The organism is Micromonospora zhanjiangensis (genome assembly GCF_042650605.1).
Classification (GTDB): domain Bacteria; phylum Actinomycetota; class Actinomycetes; order Mycobacteriales; family Micromonosporaceae; genus Micromonospora_J; species Micromonospora_J zhanjiangensis.
Genome location: NZ_JBHSBN010000023.1, coordinates 58,564 through 79,066 on the forward strand (window position 1 = coordinate 58,564; position 20,503 = coordinate 79,066).

Sequence of the window (20,503 nt, forward strand, 5' to 3'; positions counted from 1 at the left end):
GACGGCGCGGTCAGCCGGTCGGGCCGTGGTCCGCGGCCGGTGCACCGGTCACCCGCACGTACACCACGACCGGGTTGTCCGGATCGGCGCTGCCGTACCGCCGTCGCTCTCCGACCCCGTCGGCCGTGTCCGCCGTGTCCGCCGTGTCGGCCGTGTCCGCCGTGTCCGCCGTGTCGGCCGCGTCCGCCGTGTCCGCCGTGTCCGCCGTGTCCGCCGTGTCCGCCGGGTCGGCCTCGACGGGTGGGCAGGGCGCGAAGCCGGCTGCGGCGAGTGCGTCCACCTCGGCCGCCGACGCGACGTCGAGCCGGATCTCCAGCACCTCGGCCGGGCCGTGGACCTGGTCGGATCCGTCGGAGGCCCGGTCGACCGGTGCCGTCGACCGGTCCGGCCGGGCGGTGTCGTCGGCCGGGTCGACCGGCTCGATCCGCGCGGCGGGCCCGAGCGCGTGCCGGATCCGGCCGGCGACCCGGGCGTACCGGGCGGACCGGTCCGGGGCGGGATCGGCGCCGACGCGCCGGGGGGCGGGCGCCGCCGCGCGACGGTGCCGGAGATTCTCCTCGTAGGGCACCAGCCGATCGCGCCACAGCGCGTCGACCCGCGCGTGCAACGCGTCGAGCGGGCCGTCGTTGTCCAGCACGACGTCCGCGGCGGCCGTCCGCTCGGCATCGCCGGTCTGCGCCCGGATCCGCTGCTCCGCCTGCTCGGCGGTCATCCCCCGGTCGCGGATCAGGCGGTCGATCCGGACCCGCCGGGCCGCCCGCACCACCAGCACCAGGTGGTACGTCGGCGCGAGGCCCACCTCGACCAGCAGCGGTACGTCGTTGACGACGATCGCGTCGGCCGGGGCAGCGGCGACCAGTTGGGCGCTGCGAGCGCGTACCCGGGGATGGGTGATCGCCTCCAACCGGGCCCGGGCCGCGTCGTCGCCGAAGACCGCCGCACCCAACGCCGGCCGGTCGAGGGTGCCGTCCGGCCGCAGCACCCGTTCGCCGAACGCCGCGACGATCTCCCGCAGCCCGTCGGTGCCCGGTTCGACCACCTCGCGAGCGATCCGGTCGGAGTCGACGATCACCGCCCCGTGTCCGGCCAGCCGTCGGGCCACCACGCTCTTACCCGACCCGATCCCGCCGGTGAGTCCCACCATCAGCACCGGACCAGTCAACCCGCCCCGGCCGGGCACGGCAAATCCCCGCACCGCACCGCACCACACCGGCGCGGCCGGACCCGGACCCGGCGCGGTGCCCGACCCGGAGACGGCTGCGGAGCCGGGGCCACGCCGGGTCCGGACACGACGGAGGCCCCGTCCGCGACCGGTGATCCGGTACGCGGTACGGGGCCTGCGTCAGTGCTGCGGCTACTTACTTACCGCCGGCGAGCTTCTCCCGCAGAGCGGCGAGCGCCTCGTCGGTGGCGAGGGTGCCGGCCGGCTCCTCGGCCTGCCGGGACGGAGCCGGGGTGGACGAGCTCGCGCCGCCGCCACCGGTGCTGGCGGCCGGGGCCGGGTTGGCCGCCGCCTCGGCCTCCGCCGCGCGGGAGGTCTGCACCTGCTTGGTGTGCGCCTCCCACCGCTGACGTGCCTCGGCGTACTGCGTCTCCCAGGCCTCGCGCTGCTTGTCGAAGCCCTCGAGCCACTCCCCGGTCTCCGGGTCGAAGCCCTCGGGGTAGATGTAGTTGCCCTCGTTGTCGTACGTCGCGGTCATGCCGTAGAGGGTCGGGTCGAAGTGCTCCTCGCCCTCGACGAAGCCCTCGTTGGCCTGCTTGAGCGACAGCGAGATCCGCCGACGCTCGAGGTCGATGTCGATGACCTTGACCATGACGTCCGAGCCGACCTGGACGACCTGCTCCGGGATCTCCACGTGGCGCTCGGCCAGCTCGGAGATGTGCACCAGGCCCTCGATGCCGTCGTCGACGCGGACGAACGCGCCGAACGGCACCAGCTTGGTGACCTTACCCGGGACGATCTGCTGGATCGCGTGGGTGCGGGCGAACTGCCGCCACGGGTCCTCCTGGGTCGCCTTCAGCGACAGCGAGACCCGCTCGCGGTCCAGGTCGACGTCCAGGACCTCGACCTCGACCTCCTGGCCGACCTCGACGACCTCGGACGGGTGGTCGATGTGCTTCCAGGACAGCTCGGAGACGTGCACCAGGCCGTCCACGCCGCCCAGGTCCACGAACGCGCCGAAGTTGACGATCGACGAGACGACGCCCTTGCGGACCTGTCCCTTCTGCAGCTTGTTGAGGAACTCGGTGCGCACCTCGGACTGCGTCTGCTCCAGCCACGCCCGGCGGGACAGGACCACGTTGTTGCGGTTCTTGTCCAGCTCGATGATCTTGGCTTCGAGCTCCCGACCGACGTACGGCTGCAGGTCCCGGACCCGGCGCATCTCGACCAGCGACGCGGGCAGGAAGCCGCGCAGCCCGATGTCGAGGATGAGGCCACCCTTGACCACCTCGATGACGGAGCCGCGGACGACACCGTCCTCGTCCTTGATCTTCTCGATGGTGCCCCAGGCGCGCTCGTACTGCGCCCGCTTCTTCGAGAGGATCAGACGCCCCTCCTTGTCCTCCTTCTGGAGGACGAGGGCCTCGATGTGGTCACCGACCGACACCACCTCGGCGGGGTCGACGTCGTGCTTGATCGACAACTCGCGCGAGGGGATCACACCCTCGGTCTTGTAGCCGATGTCGAGCAGGACCTCGTCCCGATCGACCTTGACGACGGTGCCTTCGACAATGTCGCCGTCGTTGAAGTACTTGATGGTCTCGTCGATCGCGGCGAGGAATGCTTCCTCGGAGCCGAGATCGTCGTGGGTGACCCGGTTGGCGCTCGAGGTGGCCTCGATGCTGCTCGTCATGTGGGCGGTTGCTCCGGTCGGTGGGATGTCACAGCTGGCTTGCGTCTGGCTTGCGTCGCGGTGACCTGTTTGCGCCTGCGGATCTGTCGGCGGCCACGCCGAACGATCACGGTTAAGGATCATGGGACGCATCCGTCGACCACGGAACCTGCTCCCTGCCGAGGCACACGATCCGCGAGCGCATCGAACAGCTTACCGTGCGCATTACCACAGCGTGCAAGCCCTCCCCGCAGGTGATCCGGGTCGCTTCCCGGCAGCCCGGAAAATAGCGGGGATTCCCGCCCGGTGTCTGCTGCGTCACACCCCCGCCACCGCCCCGACACACCGGCCGGAGGGCCCGGGAGACCCCTTCCCGACCGGCCGGCGGCCGGCACGCCTAGCGTGAGCGGCGTGGAACCCGAATCCGGCGCGGTCGCCCGCCGACCCGTCAGTGACGCCGCCGCCCGCCGCGCCAACCGCGCCTGGTGGGACCTGGACGCCGACGACTACCAGGCCGAACACGGCGCCTTCCTCGGCGACGTCGACCTGGTGTGGTGTCCCGAGGGACTGCGCGAGGCCGACGCCGGGCTGCTCGGCGAGGTCCGCGGCCGGCGGGTACTGGAACTCGGCTGCGGCGCGGCGGCGGCGGCCCGCTGGCTGGCCACCCAGGGCGCGGAGGTGGTCGCCCTGGACCTGTCCGCCGGCATGCTGCGGCACGCCGCCTCGGCGGCCGGCTCCTGCGGGGTACGGGTGCCGCTGGTGCAGGCCGACGCGCTGGCCCTGCCGTTCCCGGCCGGGGCGTTCGACACCGTGTTCACCGCCTTCGGCGCAATCCCGTTCGTGGCCGACTCGGCCGCGGCCATGAGCGAGGTGCACCGGGTGCTGCGCCCGGGCGGCCGGTGGGTCTTCTCGGTCACCCACCCGATGCGCTGGGTCTTCCTGGACGACCCGGGCGAGGCGGGCCTCACCGCGGTGCACTCCTACTTCGACCGCCGCCCGTACGTCGAGCAGGACGCGCGCGGCGTGCCCACGTACGTGGAGCAGCACCGCACCCTGGGCGACCGGATCCGCGAACTGGTCGGCGCCGGTTTCGTCCTGCGCGACCTGCTGGAGCCGGAGTGGCCGGACGGGCACGACGGGATCTGGGGCCAGTGGAGCCCGCTGCGCGGCCGGCTGTTCCCCGGCACCGCCATCTTCGTCACCACCAAACCGGCGGGCTGAGCGCGCGTCGCACGTCCGGTGCGACCCACGCCGCACCGGACGGCGTTAGGCTCCCCCCATGAGCGCCGAGCCCATTCCGACATCACCTGGCCCCTGGTGTCCGGACCCGATGCGGCAGCAGCGTGCGGACTACACGCTGGAGGACCTGCTCGCCCTGCCGGACGACGCCCCCCGCGTCGAACTCGTCGACGGAGTCATACAGGTGACACCCTCCCCCACCCTGGGCCACCAGAACATCGCCAGCCTGCTCTGGCTCTGGCTGCGGTCACATGCGCCGGCCCACCTGCAGGCGGCCCAAGCGATTAGCGTCGATCTCAGCCCCAACACCAGCCGAGAACCGGACGTGCTGTTGCACCGGGCCGGCCTGCCGTCGGACCGGTCGCGGCTGCGGCCGTCGGACGTGGTCCTGGCCGTCGAGGTCGTCTCGCCGAGCACCCGACGGGTCGACCGGTTCGCCAAGCCGGGTGAGTACGCCGCGGCCGGCATCCCGTTCTACTGGCGGATCGAGCAGGATCCGGTGCACCTGTACGCGTACCGGCTCGGCGACCGGATCGGGCCGGGCGGCGAGCGGCAGTACGAGCTCGTGGCCGACGGCAGCGAGGTGGTCGAGCTGACGGAGCCCTTCACCATCAAGCTGCCGATCGCCGAGATCCGGCCGTAGGCGGGACGCCACGGCTCGCCGGGCCGGCGAGACACCCGGCCCGGCCGGCTGAGCGCGTGGCCGGTCCCGACGCGGCCTACGCCGCCGCGTCCACCGCCCGCTTCACGAGCGCGCCGATCCGCTCCTCGGCCGTGAAGCCGGCGTACGTGCCGTCCTGGGTACTGCTGCACATGGAAGTCTCCCCTTGTCAGATTGATCTACGAACGCTTGCGACGGGACGTCAGAGCCCGATCTTCAGGTCGGGGCCACCGGCCCGTCCGGCCGGATCGGCCGGGCCGGCCTCGCCGTACCGCCCGCCCGAGGCGGGGACGGCCTCCCACGCGAAACCGTCCGGGTCGGTGAAGGTCCCGGCACTGCTGCCGATGGCGAGCCGGTGTGATCCGGTGCCGTCGGGAGAGACGCCCGCGTCCTTGGCGGCGGTACGGCGGCCGTACAGCGCCAGCTTGATGTTCGAGGTGGCGAACTCGACGTACTTGCGGCCGAAGCTCTTGGCCACGGGCAGGCCGCGCTCGACGTAGAACCGTTTGGTCGCGGCGACGTCCGCCACTCCCAGCAGGAGCACGATCTCGTCGATGTGCCGGCTGGCCGGTCCGGTGTCCTTCTTCGCCGAGGTCGCGATCTTCCAGATGGTGCCGTACGGATCACACAGCACCCCGCCGTAGCCCCAGAACCCCTTCGTGGCCGGCTTCAGCGTCGTCGCTCCGCCGTCGAGGGCGGTGCCGAAGAGGCTGTCCACGGTGCTCGGCTGGGACACCACGAGGGACAGGGCGTATCCGCGGAAACCGGTCGTCGGCGCCTGCGTGGCGCGGACGCGGACGCGGTCGCCCAGATCGAAGGCCGTGCGGTAGAAGGCGTCGGCGGCCGAGGGCTCGGGCACCTCGAGCGTGACGAATTCGATGGCGGACATGGCAGGTTCCTTCCAGGAGGTTCGGATTGGCGTGGACGCTGTCGCTCAGCGGTCCTGGATCAGCCCCAGGACGTTGCCGTCGGGGTCGGTGACGGTGGCCACGAGGCGGTCGCCGCCGACGTCGTGCGGGTGCTCGGTCACGGTGGCGCCGGCGGCGGTCAGCTCGGCGAGCTTCGCCTCGATGTCCGGCACGTGCCAGTAGGCCACCGGCGAGGTCATGCCCTGCGGTCCACCGCCGGGCACCAGCCCGATGTGCTGCCCGCCGGCGTCGAAGCCGACGTAGTAGGACGAGTCGACCGTCGGCGGGACGCCGAGCAGGGCCGTGTACACCGCCTTGGCGGTCACCAGGTCCGAGACCGGATGCAGCACGGTCCTGATTCCCTGGTCGGCAGAGTCGGCCATGGTTACTCCTTCAGGTCGGGGGTCGCGGGTCGCCGTCGGCCCGGTCGGTGTGTGTTCACAGCCTGCCCTCCGGCACGTCCGCCCGGATCCGTGCCGACCACGGAGCCGACCACGGAACGGAGACACGGACGGGCCTACGACAGAATGGGCCGGTGGTCGACGTCTCCCCTCGGGAAGCCGAGGTGCTCGCGCTGGTCGGAGAACATCTCAGCAACGCCGAGATCGGGGCCCGGCTGTTCATCTCGGTACGTACCGTGGAGACGCACGTCTCCTCGCTGCTGCGCAAGCTGGAGGTTCCGGACCGTCGGGCGCTCGCCCAGCGCGCGCCCGACCTGGCCGGCACCGGCCCGGCTCACGCGGCACCGGTCCTGCCGGCCCCGCTGACCTCGTTCGTCGGCCGGGTGACCGAGCGGACCGAGCTGACCGAGCTGATCGGGGCGCACCGTCAGGTGACCGCGGTCGGCCCCGGCGGCGTGGGCAAGACCCGGCTCGCGCTGGCGGTGGCCGCGCAGGCCGCGGCCGGGTACCCCGACGGGGTGTGGTTCGTCGACCTGGTCCCGGTCGGCGATCCTGGCATGATCGCCACCGCGGTCGCCGGAGCGCTCGGCCTCGGCGAGCAGCCCGGCCGCGACATGACCGAGTCCGTGGTCGCCGCGCTGGCCGACCATCACGCGCTGCTGGTGCTGGACAACTGCGAGCACGTGGTGGACGGGGTGGCGCGGTTTCTCGAGCGGCTGTTGGCCGGGTGTCCCGCGGTGACGGTGCTGGCGACCAGCCGGGCCCGGCTGATGGTGCCGTTCGAGCGGGTGTATCCGGTGCCGCCGCTGTCGCTGATCGTCGACAGCGGGTCGGACGCGGTGGCGTTGTTCATGGAGCGGGCGGCGGCGGTGGGCCGGCCGCCCGCTCCCGCCCTGCGCGACCAGGTCGCCTCGATCTGCGAGCGGCTGGACGGCATGGCGCTGGCGATCGAGCTGGCCGCCGCCCGGTACCCCACCCTCGGGCTGGACGGCATCACCGCCGCCCTGTCCCATCCGCTCCGGATGCTCACCGGCGGCTCCCGCGCCGACGACCGGCACCGCTCGGTGCGGGCGACGCTGGACTGGAGCCACGCCCTGCTGGAGCCGGCCGACCGGGCGCTGCTGCGCCGGGTGTCGGTGTTCGCGGCGCCGTTCACCGCCTCGGCGGCGGCGCAGGTCGCCGGAGCCAGGGAAGGCCAGGCCGCCGAAACCCGGGACGGCCAGGTCACCGGAACCGGGGAAGGCATGGTCGCCGACGGACTGGCCCGGCTCGCCGAACAGAGCCTGTTGGTGGTGACGGCCGCTCCGGGCGGCACCCGGTACCGGGCGCTGGAGACCATCCGCCGGTACGGGACGGAGCGACTCACCGAGGCCGGCGAGTGGGTCGAAACCCGCTCCCGGCACCTTCGCTGGTGCCTGGCACAGGTCGCCGACCTGGCGGTGGTGCGTGCGGACTGGCGTACCCGGTTCGACCCGGTTGCCGACGACCTTCGCGCCGCTCTGGCCTGGGCGGCCGACCGGCCGGACCGGCGCCCGGATGCGTACCGGCTCGCCCGGCACCTGGCGGAGCTGACCTTCACCCGCAACCTGATCGGAGAGTCCCAGCTGCGCTACGAGCAGGCGGCCGCGCTCGCGGACGATCCCGCCGCCACCGCGTCGATGCTCCGCTACGCCGCCGCCGTGGCCGGATGCCGGATGCGTGGTGAGGACATGTACCGCTGCCACCGCGCGGCCGCGGCGGCCGCCCTCCGGTCCGGGGACACCGCCGGCGCCGCCGTCGACCTGGCGACCGCCGCCACCAACGCGTACCGGTTCTGGAGCAAGTTCGAACGGGTCCCACCACCGGACGAGGTGGCCGCGCTCGTCACCGAGGCGCGGGACCTGGCCGGCGACGACCCGGCAGCCCGGGCGGCGGTGGCGCTGGCCGAGGCCGCGGTGTTCACCGACGCGTTCGGCGCCGCCCAGGGCCCACCCGACAACGTCGTTCCGGAGACGATCGAGCGTGCCGAGCGGGCGGTCGAGCTCGCGCACCGTACGGGCGACCCGCTCGCCGAGTCCGCCGCGCTCGACGCGCTCACCGGCGCCCGGTGCTGGGCCGGTGAGACGTTCGCGAGCGCGGCCACGGCGCGGCGCCGGGTCACGCTGCTCTCGTCGCTGCCGGCGACTCCGGCCAGCACCCATGAGCTGCTCGACGCGCTCGGCAATGCCACCGACGCCAGCCTCGGCGCGGGCGACCTGCCGGCCGCCCGCCGGTGGGCACGGCAGCTCGCCGACCATCCGTTGCTGGCGGAGGTCGGCCATCGCGCCACGAGTTGGCTGCTGGTGGTCGACGCGGTGGCGGGCAACGTCGACGAGGTACTCGCCGGCAGCGGTCGGTTCCTCGACGCGTGGCAGCGGGCCGGCAGCCCCACCAGGTCGGTCCTCGCTCCGGCGGCGGCCGGCGTTGCGATGATCCATGGCCTCCGCGGCGACCAGGAGGCCCACCGCGCGTGGGACGCCGTCCTGAAGCAGCTCGGCACCCCGCCGGAACACGTCTACGGCTACGGGGCGGTCTTCGACGCGATGCTGCTGCTGCACCACGGGCAGGCGTCGCGGGCGCTGGAGCGGATGGCACCCGCGCCCGGCGAGGTGTGGAAGTGGGTCACCTGGATCTGGCTGCACTGGTATGTCGCGCTGCGCGCCGAGGCCGCCGTACTCGCGGGAAGCCCCGACGCTCGCGACCGCCTGGCCGAGGCCCGGACCGTCGTGGCCGGTAACCCGGTCGCCGATGTTCTGGTGCAACGCGCCGAGGCCCTGCTCGACGGCGACCGGGAGGCGCTGCTCGCCGCGGCGGAGGCGTTCGACGCCGTCGGCTGCCGCTACCAGTCCGCACGGACCCTGGTGCTCGCCGGCGGCGGGTATGCCCGGCGCGGCGCGGCCGCGCTGGGCGACCTCGGATTCGCCCCGATGAGCCCCTGCGGGCCCTGGACCACCACGACCTGAGACCCTCCGGGATCAGGAGACTTCCACCGGCGGGTGCGACCGCTCGCGGTCGCCGGGCAACGCGGCTCGTTTGGCCCGGGATCGCCCGGGTACCCCCGGCACATGGCCGAGCAGAGCTTCCGCGAGGGCGACCACGTCTCCTGGGCCAGCCACAGCGGCCGGGGGCACGGCGTGGTGCTGGGAAAGATCACCGAGCGGACCCAGGTCCGGAACCGGACGGTGAACGCGTCGCCGGACGAACCGCAGTACCGGATCCGCAACGACCATTCCGGCAAGGACGTCGTACACCGACCCGAGGCGCTGCGCCGTGAGTCGCGGTGAGGATCCGCAGCAGACGTACCGGGAGTTCACCGAGGCGGTGAACATGCGGCCCGGCGAACTGTCGTCGTGGCTGGAGACCGACGAGTCCAAGCACGTCGGTTGGCGGAAGAAGGGCAGCGCGGGCGGCGAGTCGGTGGGGCACGACTCGGGTCGGAAGATCGTCGACCTGCTGCGCCGCAAACGGGCCGACCTCACCGCCGCCGACTACCGGCACATGCGCAAGGTCATCGGTTACGTCCACCGGCACCTGGCGCAGCGCCCGTCCGGCGACGTCCGCGACACCCGGTGGCGCTGGTCGCTGATGAACTGGGGGCACGACCCGCTGAAGGGCTGACCGGCCCGGTCAGTGGTCGGCGCTGTTCCAGTCGCGGCCCTCGCCGACGGAGACCTCCAGCGGCACCGACAGCGGGTACGCGTCGCCCATCCGGGTGCGCACCAGCGCCTCCAGCGCCGCGCGCTCGCCCGGGGCGACCTCGAAGACCAGCTCGTCGTGCACCTGCAACAGCATCCGGGAGCGCAGTCCGGCCTCCCGCAGCGCGGCGTCGACGTGCAGCATGGCCACCTTGATGATGTCGGCCGCGGAGCCCTGGATCGGCGCGTTCAGCGCCATCCGCTCGGCCATCTCCCGGCGCTGCCGATTGTCGCTGACCAGGTCCGGCAGGTAACGCCGGCGGCCCAGGATGGTGGAGGTGTAGCCGTCCTGCCGGGCCCGGGCCACCACCTCGTTCAGATAGTCGCGCACGCCACCGAAGCCGGCGAAGTAGTTCTCCATCAGCCCACGCGCCTCCTCGGCGCTGATGCCGAGCTGCTGAGCCAGGCCGAAGGCGCTCAGCCCGTAGGCGAGGCCGTAGTTCATCGCCTTGATCTTGCGGCGCTGGTCGGGGGTGACCTGGGCGACCTCCACCCCGAAGACCGACGAGGCGGTCGCGGCGTGGAAGTCGTGCCCGGAGTTGAACGCCTCGATCAAGGCGTCGTCGGACGACAGGTGCGCCATGATCCGCATCTCGATCTGGCTGTAGTCGGCGGTCAGCAGGCACTCGTAGCCCTCGCCCACCACGAAGGCGCGGCGGATCCGCCGGCCCTCCTCGGTCCGGATCGGGATGTTCTGCAGGTTCGGCTCGGTGGACGAGAGCCGGCCGGTGGCCGCCACCGTCTGGTTGAACGTGGTGTGGATCCGCCCGTCGTCGGAGACGGACTTGAGCAGGCCGTCCACGGTGGACTTGAGCCGGGCCACGTCGCGGTGGCGCAGCAGGTGCTCCAGCAACGGGTGCTCGGTCTGGGCGTAGAGCCACTGCAGGGCGTCCGCGTCGGTGGTGTAGCCGGTCTTGATCTTCTTGGTCTTGGGCAGGGCCAGCTCGGTGAAGAGGATCTCCTGAAGCTGCTTGGGCGAGCCCAGGTTGAACTCCCGGCCGACCACCGCGTACGCGCTCTGCGCCGCGGCCTTCACCTCGGCCGCGAAGTGGGCCTCCAGCTCGGACAGGTAGCCGGTGTCGGCGGCGATGCCGGTCCGCTCCATCCCGGCCAGCACCCGCATCAGCGGCAGCTCCACCTCGGCCATCAGCCGGGCCGACTGCTCACCGTCGCGGGACAGCTCGGCGTCGATCGCGTCGGCCAGGTCGAGGGTGGCCCGCGCCTGGAGCATCAGATTCTGCTCGGCCACCCCCTCCTCACCGAGCCCGTCCAGGGTGAGCTGACCGGTCTCCGGGACGTCGACCCGCAGCTCCCGGTGCAGGTAGCGCAGCGCCAGGTCGGTCAGGTCGTACGAGCGCTGGTCGGGCCGGGCCAGGTAGGCGGCGATCTGGGTGTCCCGCGTGATGCCGGCCAGCGACCAGCCGTGCGCGGCCAGCGCCAGCAGGGCCGGCTTGCTGTCGTGCAGCACCTTGGGCCGGGCCGGGTCGGCCAGCCACGCCGCGAGGGCCGACTCGTCGGTCGGGGTCAGCTCGGCCGGGTCGGCCCAGGCCGCGGCGCCCTCGGCGTCGGCCAGGGCCAGCCCGGTCACCGAGGCGGTGTGCCGACGGTTGGGACCGGTGTCGAGCTTGACGGCCATCCCGACCGGGGCGTCGGCCACCGCGTGCGTCTCCAGCCAACCGGCCAGCGAGCCGGGTTCGGTGAGCACCTCGCCGGCCAGCTCGAAGCCGGCCTCCGCCTCCGGCTCGACCGCGTCCAGGTATTGGTAGAGCCGGTCGCGCAGGATGCGGAACTGGAGCGTGTCGAAGACCTGGTGCACGGCCTCCCGGTCCCAGCCGGTCCAGCGGGCGTCGACCGCGCGCAGCGGCAGGTCGAGGTCGGACACCAGGCAGTTGATCTCGTAGTTGCGGATCACGTCGGCCAACCGCTCGCGCAGGCTGTCGCCGGCCTTGCCCTTGATCTCGTCGGCCCGGGCCACCACGCCGTCGACCCCGCCGTACAGGTTGATCCACTTGGCGGCGGTCTTCGGTCCGACGCCCGGCACGCCGGGCAGGTTGTCGCTGGTCTCGCCGACCAGCGCCGCCAGGTCCCGGTAGCGGTCCGGCCCGACGCCGTACTTCTCGGTCACCGCGGCCGGGTCCATCCGGGCCAGGTCGGAGACGCCCTTGCGCGGGTAGAGCACGGTGACCCGGTCGCCGACCAGTTGGAACGCGTCCCGGTCACCGGTGCAGATCAGCACCGACATGCCCTCGTCCCGAGCCTGGCAGGCGAGCGTGGCGATGACGTCGTCGGCCTCGTAGTCCTCCTTCTCCACCACCGGGATCCGCAGCGCCGCGAGCACCTCCTTGACCAGGCTGACCTGGCCGTGGAAGTCGGCCGGCGTCTCCGACCGGCCGGCCTTGTACTCCGCGTAGCGCTCGGTGCGGAACGACCGGCGCGACACGTCGAAGGTCACCACGATGTGGGTGGGCTTCTCGTCCCGCAGCACGTTGATCAGCATGGAGGTGAAGCCGTAGACCGCGTTGGTGGGCTGCCCGGTCGTGGTGGAGAAGTTTTCCACCGGAAGGGCGAAAAACGCCCGGTAGGCCAGCGAGTGACCGTCGACGAGGAGCAGGCGCGGCGAAGTGGCTGTCACAGCAGGCGACTCTAGTCGCCCGGTCCGACATCCCGGCACTCCGCCACCGCACGCGCCGCCGGACCCGGGGTCGGGCCGGCGGCGCTCGCGCGGGGGCGGTGTCAGAGCACCTTGGCCAGGAACGCCTTGGTGCGCTCGTGCCGCGGCTCGGCGATCACGTCCCGCGGCCGGCCGGACTCGACCACCACGCCGCCGTCCATGAAGACCAGCGAGTCGCCGACCTCCCGGGCGAAGCCGATCTCGTGGGTCACCACGATCATCGTCATCCCCTCGCGGGCCAGGTCCTTCATCACGTCCAGCACCTCGCCCACCAGTTCCGGGTCCAACGCGCTGGTCGGCTCGTCGAAGAGCATCAGCTTGGGCCGCATCGCCAGCGCCCGGGCGATCGCCACCCGCTGCTGCTGGCCGCCGGAGAGCTGACCCGGGTAGGCGTCCAGCTTGGCACCCAGGCCGACCCGCTCCAGCAGGGCCACGGCCCGCTCCCGGCTGGCCGCCCGGCTCTCCCGCAGCACCTGCACCGGCGCCTCGGCCACGTTGTCCAGCGCGGTCATGTGCGGGAAGAGGTTGAACCGCTGGAACACCATGCCGATCGACCGCCGCTGCGCGGCGATCTCCTTGTCCCGCATCTCGTGCAGCTTGCCACCGCGCTCGCGGTAGCCAATCAGCTCGCCGTCCACCCAGATCCGCCCGGCGTTGATCTTTTCCAGGTGGTTGATGCACCGCAGGAACGTCGACTTGCCCGACCCGGACGGGCCGAGCACGCAGCACACCTCCCCGGTCCGGACCTCCAGGTCGATGCCCTTGAGCACCTCCAGCGGCCCGAACGCCTTGTGCACGTTCTCCGCCCGGACCATCGGCCCGCCGCCGGCCCGCGCCGAATCGTCGGGTTCCCCGGCACCGGCCGGGTCGCCGGACCGGGCGGTGGCGACCGCCGTCGACCCGGTGGTCGTACCCGGGGCGGATCCGGTGCCGGCGTCGGCCGCGGCACCGGTCGCCGCCGCGCCGCCGGTCGGGTCGGACGCCGCGCCGCCGGTCCGGTCCGGTGCGGGCCGGGGTTCGGCGGTCGGGTCGGCCGCGGGTGCGGCGCCGGTCTCGTCGGCCGGCGCGCCGCCCTGCTCGGGAATGCCGTACTCGGTCACTGCTGGCCGCCCCCTCCGCCGCCGCCGGTCTCCGCGGCGATCGTGCGCAACCTGATCCGGGCCAGCTCGGTACGGCCGTAGCCCTTCGAGAAGTGCCGTTCCAGGAAATACTGACCGATCAGCAGAAGGCTGCTCAGGAACAGGTACCACAGGCAGGCCGCGACGTACATCGGGAAGATCTGGAAGGTCCGCTTGCCGACGTTGTCGAGCTGGAAGAACAACTCCGCGCTGACCGGTACGTAGAGCAGCAGCGAGGTGTCCTTCAGCATCGCGATCGTCTCGTTGCCGGTGGGCGGGATGATCAGCCGCATCGCCTGCGGCAGGACCACCCGGCGCAGCACCTGGGTCCGGCTCATGCCCAGCGCCGACGCCGCCTCGGTCTGTCCCTCGTCCACCGACTGGATGCCGGCCCGGACGATCTCGGCCATGTACGCCGCCTCGGACAGCGCCAGGCCCAGCAGACCGGCGGTGAACCCGGTCAGCACCTCCCGGGAGGTGAAGCCGAACGCCCGCAGTTCCAGGTTCTCGATGCCGAACAACTTGCCGATCTGCGTGTCGAACGGCACCCCGAACTCGATCCGGGCCCACAGGATGCCGATGTTGCCGAAGACGGCCAGCAGCACCAGCCGGGGCACCGCCCGGAAGAACCAGGTGTACAGCCAGGAGACCGACCGCAGGATCGGGTTGTCCGACAACCGCATCACGGCGATGACCACGCCGAGCACGATGGCGATCAGCATCGCGCAGATCGTCATCAGCACGGTGCCGCGCAGCAGCCCGTCGATGATCGGCGGCCGGAACATCTTGTTGACCATGAACGACCACTGGAAGGCGCTGTTCGTGACCAGCATGTGCACGAACATCAGGGCCAGCACCGCGAGCACCGCGATGGCCGCCCACCGCCCCGGATGCCGTACGGGCACGGCCTTGATCGGCTCGGTCCGTGCCCGTACGGTCTCGTCCTGCCGCGTCGTCATCGCGACGTCACGGGTTGATCGCCGGCTCGGTGATCGCCCCGTCGGCGACCTTCCACTTGTCCAGCACCTTCTTGTACGACCCGTCGGCGATGATCGCCTTGGTCGCGTCCCGGACCGCCTCGGCGAACTGCGTCTGGGTCTTGGCGACCACGTAGCCGTACGGCGCTGCCTCGTACATCTTGTCCAGCAGCTCCAGCGCGCCGTTGGCGGTGGTGACGGCGTACACGCCGACCGGGTAGTCGGCCAGCATCGCGTCGTCCTTGCCGGAGACGACCGCGGCGGTGGCCGCGTCCTGCCCGGGGAACTGGTCGACGGTGATGGCCGGCTTGCCGCCCTCGGTGCACTTCTTGGACCGGGCGGTGATGTCGTCCACCTGGACGGTGTCCTTCTGCACGGCGATCTTCTTGCCGCACGCCGTGTCCAGGGTGATGCCCGTCGGGTTGCCCTTCTTGGTCACCCACTGGGTGCCGACCTGGTAGTAGCTCACCATCAGCGCCTGGCCCTTGCGCTCGGCGTTGATGGTGAACGACGAGACCCCGATGTCGTACTTGCCGGAGTTGACGCCGTTGATGATGTCGCCGAAGTTGGCCGACGTGAACTCGGCCTTGAGGCCGAGCTTGGCCGCGACGGCGGAGAACAGCTCGGCGTCGAACCCGATCACGGTCTTGCCGTCCGGGTCGAGGAACTCGGCCGGGGCGTAGCTGGAGTCGGTCCCGACGACGATCTTGCCCTTCGACTTGATCGCGTCGGGCACCTTGGCGGCCAGGGCCGCGTCCACGGACGAGGCGACCGTGGGTCCGGCGCCCGGCTGGTCGCCGCTCTTCTCCTCGCCGCAGGCCGCGACGGAGAGGGTGAGCAGCACGGCGCCGACGAGGCCGACGGCCGCCCGACGCCCACGGGTGAGGCTGGTTGACATGATGCGCTCCTTTGCAGGGGTGGAACGTAGAGCGCCGGGGGGGGCGCCGCGGGTCCCGGGTCGGGGCCCGCGGCGCCACCACTAGGCGACGCCCAGGTATGCCTCCTTCACCGAGGCGTCGTGCAGCAGCTCCTGACCGGTGCCGCTCTTGACGATGCGACCGGTCTCCAGGACGTACGCCCGGTGCGCGCGGGACAGCGCCTGCTGGGCGTTCTGCTCGACCAGCAGGACGGTGGTGCCCTGCTGGTTGATCTCGGTGATGATCGAGAAGATCTGCTGGATGAGCATCGGGGCGAGCCCCATCGACGGCTCGTCCAGCAGCAGCAGCTTGGGCCGGCTCATCAACGCCCGCCCCACGGCGAGCATCTGCTGCTCACCGCCGGAGAGCGTGCCGCCCGGCTGCTTGCGCCGCTCCAGCAGCCGCGGGAACAGGTCGAACACCCGCTCCAGGTCGCCGGCGATGGCGGCCTTGTCCCGGCGGGTGTAGGCGCCCATGTCCAGGTTCTCCTGGACCGACATGCCGGGGAAGATCCCCCGGCCCTCCGGCGACTGGCTGATCCCGCGGACCACCCGCAGGTCGGCCCGCAGCTTGGTGATGTCCTGCCCGGCGAACCGGATCCGCCCGGCCGACACCGGCCGGATCCCCGAGATCGCCCGCATGGTGGTCGACTTGCCGGCGCCGTTGGCCCCGATCAGGGCGACGACCTCGCCCTCGTCGACGGTCAGCGAGATTCCGTGCAGCGCCTGGATCCGCCCGTACAGCAGGCTGACGTTCTCCAACTCAAGCAGCATCGTCCGGTACCCCCAGGTAGGCCGCGATCACCTTCGGGTCCTCCCGCACCTCGGCGGGCAACCCGTCGGCGATCTTCTTGCCGAACTCCAACACCACGATCCGGTCGGTGACGCCCATGACCAGCCGCATGTCGTGCTCGATCAACAACACCGTCACCCCGGTGTCCCGGATCCGCCGGATGAGCGCGAGCAGCTCCTCCTTCTCCGCCGGGTTGAAGCCGGCGGCCGGCTCGTCCAGGCAGAGCAGGGTCGGCTTCGTGGCCAGCGCCCGGGCGATCTCCAGTCGGCGCTGCTCGCCGTAGGAGAGGTTGCGGGCCAGCTCGTCGGCGCGTCGGCGGATGCCGACGAACTCCAGCAACTGGTGCGCCAGCTCCCGGCCGGACCGCTCCTCACGCCAGTGCCGGGGCAGCCGCAGCAGCGCCGACACCACGCTGGCGCGGTGGTTGGCGTCCGCGCCCACCTGGACGTTCTCCAGGGCCGTCATCTCCGGGAAGAGCCGGACGTTCTGGAACGTCCGGGCGATGCCGGCCCGGGTGATGGTGTGCTTCTTCCGGCCGACCAGTGACTCGCCGCGGAACCGGATGTCGCCCTCTCGCCGGCGCCGGGCAAACAGACGGCGCCACGCGCTAGATCCTCGCTTAGGAAGAAAGGACGGTTTGTAGACGCCGGTGATCGCGTTGAAGCAGGTGGTCTTGCCCGCGCCGTTCGGCCCGATCAGACCGAGGATCTCGCCCTCCCGGATCTCGAACGAGACCCGGTCCAGGGCGACCACGCCGCCGAACCGCAGCACCAGGTCGTCGACCTGGAGCAGCGTCCCCCGGTCCGTGGTGGCCGTGCCGGACCCACCCGCGGTCCGCTGGGCCGGCGCGGTCTTTCCGACGGCTTCCGCCGCAGCGGACGCGGTCGTCTCCGGCCCGGTGGCCGGCGTACCGACGTCACTCACCGACGGTCACCTCCTTCTCCCGGTCCTTGAGTTCCTGTGTCCGTCGTCGGTTCGGGATCAGACCCTGCGGCCGGAAGATCATGATGAGGATCAGGATCGCGCCGAACAACAGGAACCGGTACTCGAAGGCGTCCGTGTCGCCGATCTTGAGGCCGCGCAGCCGCTCGGGCAGGTACGCGATCAGGGCACCGCCGACGATCACGCCGACGATGTTGCCCGAGCCGCCCATCACCACCCCGGCCAGGATCAGGATCGAGAAGATCAGGTCGAAGTTCTTCGAGTTGATGAAGCCCTGCTGCCCGGCGAACATCACCCCGGACAGCGAACCGATGGCCGCGCCGATGGCGAACGCCCACAGCTTGAACTTGAAGGTCGGCACGCCCATCGCCTCGGCCGCCTCCTCGTCCTCGCGGACGGCGACCCAGGCCCGGCCCACCCGGCTGCGGTCCAGGTTCCGCACCGCGAAGATCACGATGATGATCAACGTGAGTCCGAGCCAGTAGTACGGCCGCGCGTCGATCACCCCGAACAGCGGCGTGCCGTCGGCGTACTGGCCGGGCGGGTGCGGGATGTCGCCGATGCCGCGCTGGCCGCGCAGCGCCGGCGTGGCGGTGGCGATCACCCGGATGATCTCGGCGAAGCCGAGCGTGACGATGGCCAGGTAGTCACCGCGCAGGCGCAGCGTCGGCCAGCCCAGCAGGACACCCGAGATCATCACGACCACGATGGCCACCGGTACGGTCGCCGCCCAGCTCCACTTCGTCCCGAAGTCGCTCTCGTCCGACGCGAGCAGCGCGGTGGTGTACGCGCCGAGGGCGAAGAAGCCGACGTAGCCCAGGTCGAGCAGGCCGGCCTTGCCGACCACGACGTTCAGACCGAGCGCGAGCAGCACGTAGTAGGAGACCGTGAACAGGGTGGTCGCCCAGTCCGTCTCGGTGGTGACCAGGCCGGGAATGGCGATGTTCGGCAGCGCGTAGAAGAAGACCGCGATCAGGACCAGGGCCACCCAGCGTGCCGGTCGGGGCAGGTTTTGCCACCGGTCGCCGAGCACGCCGGTGCCGGAGCGGAGGCGTTCGAGGACGTTTGTCATGCCCGGGCCCTCCCCAGCGACTCGCCGAGCAGGCCGGTCGGCCGGAACAGCAGAATCAGGATCAGAACGACGAACGCCACCACCGGCGTCCACTGCGTACCGAACAGGCCGGAACCCCAGCCCTCCAGCACGCCGAGCAGCAGACCGCCGAGCAGTGCGCCACGCAGGTTGCCGATCCCGCCGAGCACCGCCGCCGCGAAGGCCTTGATGCCGAGGTCGAAACCGGCGAAGAAGTGGGTACCGGTGATCTTGATGTCGTACATCAGCGCGGCGGCGCCCGCCATCATCCCGCCGAGCAGGAAGACCAGCGCGATCACCCGGTCCTTGTTCACGCCCATCAGCGCGGCGGTGTTCGGGTCCTGGGCGATCGCCCGGACGCCCCGACCCAGCCGGGTGCGGTTGATGAACGTGTCCAGCGCGACCATCAGCAGGATCGCCAGCAGCACCAGGAAGACCTGGAGGTTGGTGATCGACGTGCCGGCGACGTTGAACAGTTCCTTCTGCTCGAACAGCCGCGGCGCGCCCCACGGCCGGCGTTTGGTCGCGATGCCCACCGCCTCGGACATCACCACCGAGGCACCGATCGCGGTGATCAGGAAGGTCAGCACCGGCGCGTTGCGCCTCCGCAACGGTCGGTAGGCCACCCGCTCCAGCACCAAGGCGGTGGCACCGGAGGTGAGGGCCGCGGCGACCAGGCCGACGATCAGGTACAGCACCATCGCGCCGAACCCGGGGATGGGCGAGTTCTGGTCCAGGCCCAGCCAGTTCCAGGCGATGATCGCCCCGAACGAGCCGACCATGAAGACCTCGGAATGGGCAAAGTTAATCAGGCGTAGCACGCCGTACACCATGGTGTAGCCGAGAGCGAACAGCGCGTAGATCGCGCCCTGGGCCAGCCCCTGGATGCTCAGGTCCCCGAAGTTGGAGAACAACTGGTTGAAATTCACATCGGTCTCCGAATGAGATCGGACAGCGGACGCGGCCGGGAGGCGATGCTCCCGACCGCGCCGTCCGTCAGCTGGTGGCCCGCCACATCAGGCGACGGGCCACCCCCGGGTCACTGCGTCTTGATCTCCTGATCGGCCTTGATCTCACCGCCGGCGACCTTGTACGCCCAGATCTTCAGGTACTGCGAGTCGAGCTCGCCCTTGTCGGTGAACTTGTAGGTGTTCGCGATGCCCTCGAAGGTCACGCCGGTGACGAACTCCTGCATCTTGGCGGTGGTGGTGTTGCCGCCGTCGATGCCCTTGAGGAAGATGCCGGCCGCGTCGTACGCGATGTCGCTGTACGTACCCGCCTCCTGGCCCCACTTCTTCTTGTAGTTCTCGGCGAAGTTGCCCTTGGCCTCGGAGGCCGGGGCACACGGGCAGGTCAGGACCGTACCCTCGGCGGCCGCCTTACCGGCGGTCTCGATGTAGGCCGGGTCCTTCACGCCGTCCGCGGCGACCAGGGTGGCGGTGACGCCGGCGGCCCGCATCTGCTTCACCAGCAGACCGGCCTCCTGGTAGTAGCCGCCGTAGAAGACCGCCTCCGCACCGGTCGACTTGATCTTCGTGATCACCGGGTTGAAGTCCTTGGTGACGTTCCGCTCGACCTTGTCGTCGCCGACCTTCTGCGCGCCGAGGGCGGTCTTGACGTTGTCGGCCAGGCCGGCACCGTACGCGCTCTGGTCGTCGATGACGAAGACCTTCTGCGCCTTCAGCGTGTTCTTGATGTAGGCGGCGGCGGCCGGACCCTGCGAGTCGTCGTTGCCCAGGCCCCGGTGGAACACCTTCCAGCCCTTGCTGCCCAGGCTGGTCCGGGTCGCCGACGGGGAGATGATCGGCAGCTTCGCCTCTTCGAAGATCGGCGTCGCGGCCTCGGTCTCGCCGGAGAAGGCGGGGCCGACCACACCGATGATCTTCTTGTCCTTGACCACCTCACGGGCCAGGCCGGCGGCCTGCTTCTCGTCGCCCTGGGAATCCTTCTCCACCAGGTCGACCTTGCAGTCCGAGTGCTTCTCGTTGTATTCCTCGATCGCCAGCTTGGCGCCGTTCTTGATGTTGATGCCGAGGTTGGCGGCGTCACCCGTCAGGGCACCGAAGAAGGCGATCTTCAGACCGCACTTGCTGTCCGAACCCGACCCTCCCCCACTACCGCCGGAACAGGCGGATGCGCCCATCACCAGCGCACTGGCGAGCGCCACGCCGCCAACAACACGTACGAGCTTCTGCCTCAAGGCACGAACCCCTTCTCGATTCGGCGGTCCAGAGCACCCG

18 protein-coding genes are annotated in these 20,503 nt (G+C 71.3%); 5 read left to right on the forward strand and 13 right to left on the reverse strand.

Translation table 11 applies throughout. The features are described 5' to 3' along the window. Positions 1-10: 10 nt before the first annotated feature. Both coaE and rpsA read right to left on the reverse strand, forming a co-directional pair. Positions 11-1,195 (reverse strand): dephospho-CoA kinase, encoded by a 1,185-nt coding sequence (gene coaE / locus ACFOX0_RS25885; RefSeq protein WP_449288867.1) that lies wholly within the window; start codon positions 1,193-1,195, stop codon positions 11-13. Positions 1,196-1,358: 163 nt separating this feature from the next. Next, entirely contained in the window at positions 1,359-2,855 is a 1,497-nt protein-coding gene (gene rpsA / locus ACFOX0_RS25890; protein WP_377550613.1) for a 30S ribosomal protein S1, read from the reverse strand. A gap of 390 nt (positions 2,856-3,245) precedes the next feature. Between rpsA and ACFOX0_RS25895 the strand changes: the two genes are divergently transcribed. Together ACFOX0_RS25895 and ACFOX0_RS25900 are read left to right on the forward strand one after the other, a co-directional pair. Next, a complete protein-coding gene (locus ACFOX0_RS25895; protein ID WP_449288868.1) occupies positions 3,246-4,055 on the forward strand; it encodes a class I SAM-dependent methyltransferase in 810 nt (269 codons plus the stop codon). A 109-nt stretch (positions 4,056-4,164) separates the two neighbouring features. Further along, a complete protein-coding gene (locus ACFOX0_RS25900; RefSeq protein ID WP_377550617.1) occupies positions 4,165-4,716 on the forward strand; it encodes a Uma2 family endonuclease in 552 nt (183 codons plus the stop codon). 220 nt (positions 4,717-4,936) lie between these two features. On the opposite strand, the gene ACFOX0_RS25905 is transcribed toward ACFOX0_RS25900, so the two are convergent. Both ACFOX0_RS25905 and ACFOX0_RS25910 read right to left on the reverse strand, forming a co-directional pair. Beyond that, on the reverse strand, positions 4,937-5,623 hold the full coding sequence (locus ACFOX0_RS25905) for a glyoxalase (protein ID WP_377550619.1): 687 nt from the start codon (positions 5,621-5,623) through the stop codon (positions 4,937-4,939). Positions 5,624-5,668: 45 nt separating this feature from the next. After that, complete coding sequence (locus ACFOX0_RS25910; protein WP_377550621.1) at positions 5,669-6,025, reverse strand: VOC family protein; 357 nt, start codon at positions 6,023-6,025, stop codon at positions 5,669-5,671. A 152-nt stretch (positions 6,026-6,177) separates the two neighbouring features. Here ACFOX0_RS25910 and ACFOX0_RS25915 point away from each other — a divergent pair, with 152 nt between their 5' ends. From ACFOX0_RS25915 to ACFOX0_RS25925, 3 genes are all read left to right on the forward strand, one after another. Next, positions 6,178-9,024 carry an ATP-binding protein gene (locus tag ACFOX0_RS25915; protein WP_377550623.1) on the forward strand — a complete coding sequence of 949 codons (2,847 nt, stop codon included), beginning with the start codon at positions 6,178-6,180 and terminating at the stop codon, positions 9,022-9,024. A gap of 102 nt (positions 9,025-9,126) precedes the next feature. Further along, positions 9,127-9,345: a hypervirulence associated TUDOR domain-containing protein gene (locus ACFOX0_RS25920; RefSeq protein ID WP_377550625.1), complete on the forward strand. Its 219-nt coding sequence runs from the start codon at positions 9,127-9,129 to the stop codon at positions 9,343-9,345. Continuing rightward, positions 9,332-9,679, forward strand: coding sequence for a DUF3140 domain-containing protein (locus ACFOX0_RS25925; protein ID WP_377550627.1), 348 nt, complete (start codon positions 9,332-9,334; stop codon positions 9,677-9,679). The genes ACFOX0_RS25920 and ACFOX0_RS25925 overlap by 14 nt, the downstream gene beginning before the upstream one ends. Before the next feature lie 9 nt (positions 9,680-9,688). Here ACFOX0_RS25925 and polA read toward each other — a convergent pair whose 3' ends face one another. From polA to ACFOX0_RS25970, 9 genes are all read right to left on the reverse strand, one after another. After that, positions 9,689-12,388, reverse strand: coding sequence for a DNA polymerase I (gene polA / locus ACFOX0_RS25930; protein WP_377550629.1), 2,700 nt, complete (start codon positions 12,386-12,388; stop codon positions 9,689-9,691). Positions 12,389-12,489: 101 nt separating this feature from the next. Further along, positions 12,490-13,242 (reverse strand): amino acid ABC transporter ATP-binding protein, encoded by a 753-nt coding sequence (locus ACFOX0_RS25935; protein WP_377550710.1) that lies wholly within the window; start codon positions 13,240-13,242, stop codon positions 12,490-12,492. A 281-nt stretch (positions 13,243-13,523) separates the two neighbouring features. Then, positions 13,524-14,504 carry an amino acid ABC transporter permease gene (locus ACFOX0_RS25940; protein WP_377550631.1) on the reverse strand — a complete coding sequence of 327 codons (981 nt, stop codon included), beginning with the start codon at positions 14,502-14,504 and terminating at the stop codon, positions 13,524-13,526. Between the two features lie 7 nt (positions 14,505-14,511). Further along, entirely contained in the window at positions 14,512-15,420 is a 909-nt protein-coding gene (locus ACFOX0_RS25945) for an ABC transporter substrate-binding protein (protein ID WP_377550633.1), read from the reverse strand. 81 nt (positions 15,421-15,501) lie between these two features. Then, a complete protein-coding gene (locus ACFOX0_RS25950; RefSeq protein WP_377550635.1) occupies positions 15,502-16,212 on the reverse strand; it encodes an ABC transporter ATP-binding protein in 711 nt (236 codons plus the stop codon). Continuing rightward, positions 16,202-17,023: an ABC transporter ATP-binding protein gene (locus tag ACFOX0_RS25955; protein WP_377550712.1), complete on the reverse strand. Its 822-nt coding sequence runs from the start codon at positions 17,021-17,023 to the stop codon at positions 16,202-16,204. Before ACFOX0_RS25955 ends, ACFOX0_RS25950 begins: the two co-directional genes overlap by 11 nt. 124 nt (positions 17,024-17,147) lie before the next feature. After that, complete coding sequence (locus ACFOX0_RS25960) at positions 17,148-18,245, reverse strand: branched-chain amino acid ABC transporter permease (RefSeq protein ID WP_377550637.1); 1,098 nt, start codon at positions 18,243-18,245, stop codon at positions 17,148-17,150. Continuing rightward, entirely contained in the window at positions 18,242-19,192 is a 951-nt protein-coding gene (locus tag ACFOX0_RS25965) for a branched-chain amino acid ABC transporter permease (protein ID WP_377550639.1), read from the reverse strand. Before ACFOX0_RS25965 ends, ACFOX0_RS25960 begins: the two co-directional genes overlap by 4 nt. 110 nt (positions 19,193-19,302) lie before the next feature. Further along, positions 19,303-20,430, reverse strand: a complete 1,128-nt coding sequence (locus ACFOX0_RS25970; RefSeq protein WP_377550641.1) for a branched-chain amino acid ABC transporter substrate-binding protein — start codon at positions 20,428-20,430, stop codon at positions 19,303-19,305. Between the last annotated feature and the right edge of the window lie 73 nt (positions 20,431-20,503).

Bases quoted from the DNA above. Each gene is read 5' to 3' on its own strand.
- ACFOX0_RS25960 (WP_377550637.1), bottom strand. From the start codon at position 18,245: ATGACAAACGTCCTCGAACGCCTCCGCTCCGGCACCGGCGTGCTCGGC.
- ACFOX0_RS25945 (WP_377550633.1), bottom strand. From the start codon at position 15,420: ATGTCAACCAGCCTCACCCGTGGGCGTCGGGCGGCCGTCGGCCTCGTC.
- ACFOX0_RS25940 (WP_377550631.1), bottom strand. From the start codon at position 14,504: ATGACGACGCGGCAGGACGAGACCGTACGGGCACGGACCGAGCCGATC.
- ACFOX0_RS25905 (WP_377550619.1), bottom strand. From the start codon at position 5,623: ATGTCCGCCATCGAATTCGTCACGCTCGAGGTGCCCGAGCCCTCGGCC.
- rpsA (WP_377550613.1), bottom strand. From the start codon at position 2,855: ATGACGAGCAGCATCGAGGCCACCTCGAGCGCCAACCGGGTCACCCAC.
- ACFOX0_RS25910 (WP_377550621.1), bottom strand. From the start codon at position 6,025: ATGGCCGACTCTGCCGACCAGGGAATCAGGACCGTGCTGCATCCGGTC.
- ACFOX0_RS25935 (WP_377550710.1), bottom strand. From the start codon at position 13,242: ATGGTCCGGGCGGAGAACGTGCACAAGGCGTTCGGGCCGCTGGAGGTG.
- ACFOX0_RS25900 (WP_377550617.1), top strand. From the start codon at position 4,165: ATGCGGCAGCAGCGTGCGGACTACACGCTGGAGGACCTGCTCGCCCTG.
- ACFOX0_RS25950 (WP_377550635.1), bottom strand. From the start codon at position 16,212: ATGCTGCTTGAGTTGGAGAACGTCAGCCTGCTGTACGGGCGGATCCAG.
- ACFOX0_RS25920 (WP_377550625.1), top strand. From the start codon at position 9,127: ATGGCCGAGCAGAGCTTCCGCGAGGGCGACCACGTCTCCTGGGCCAGC.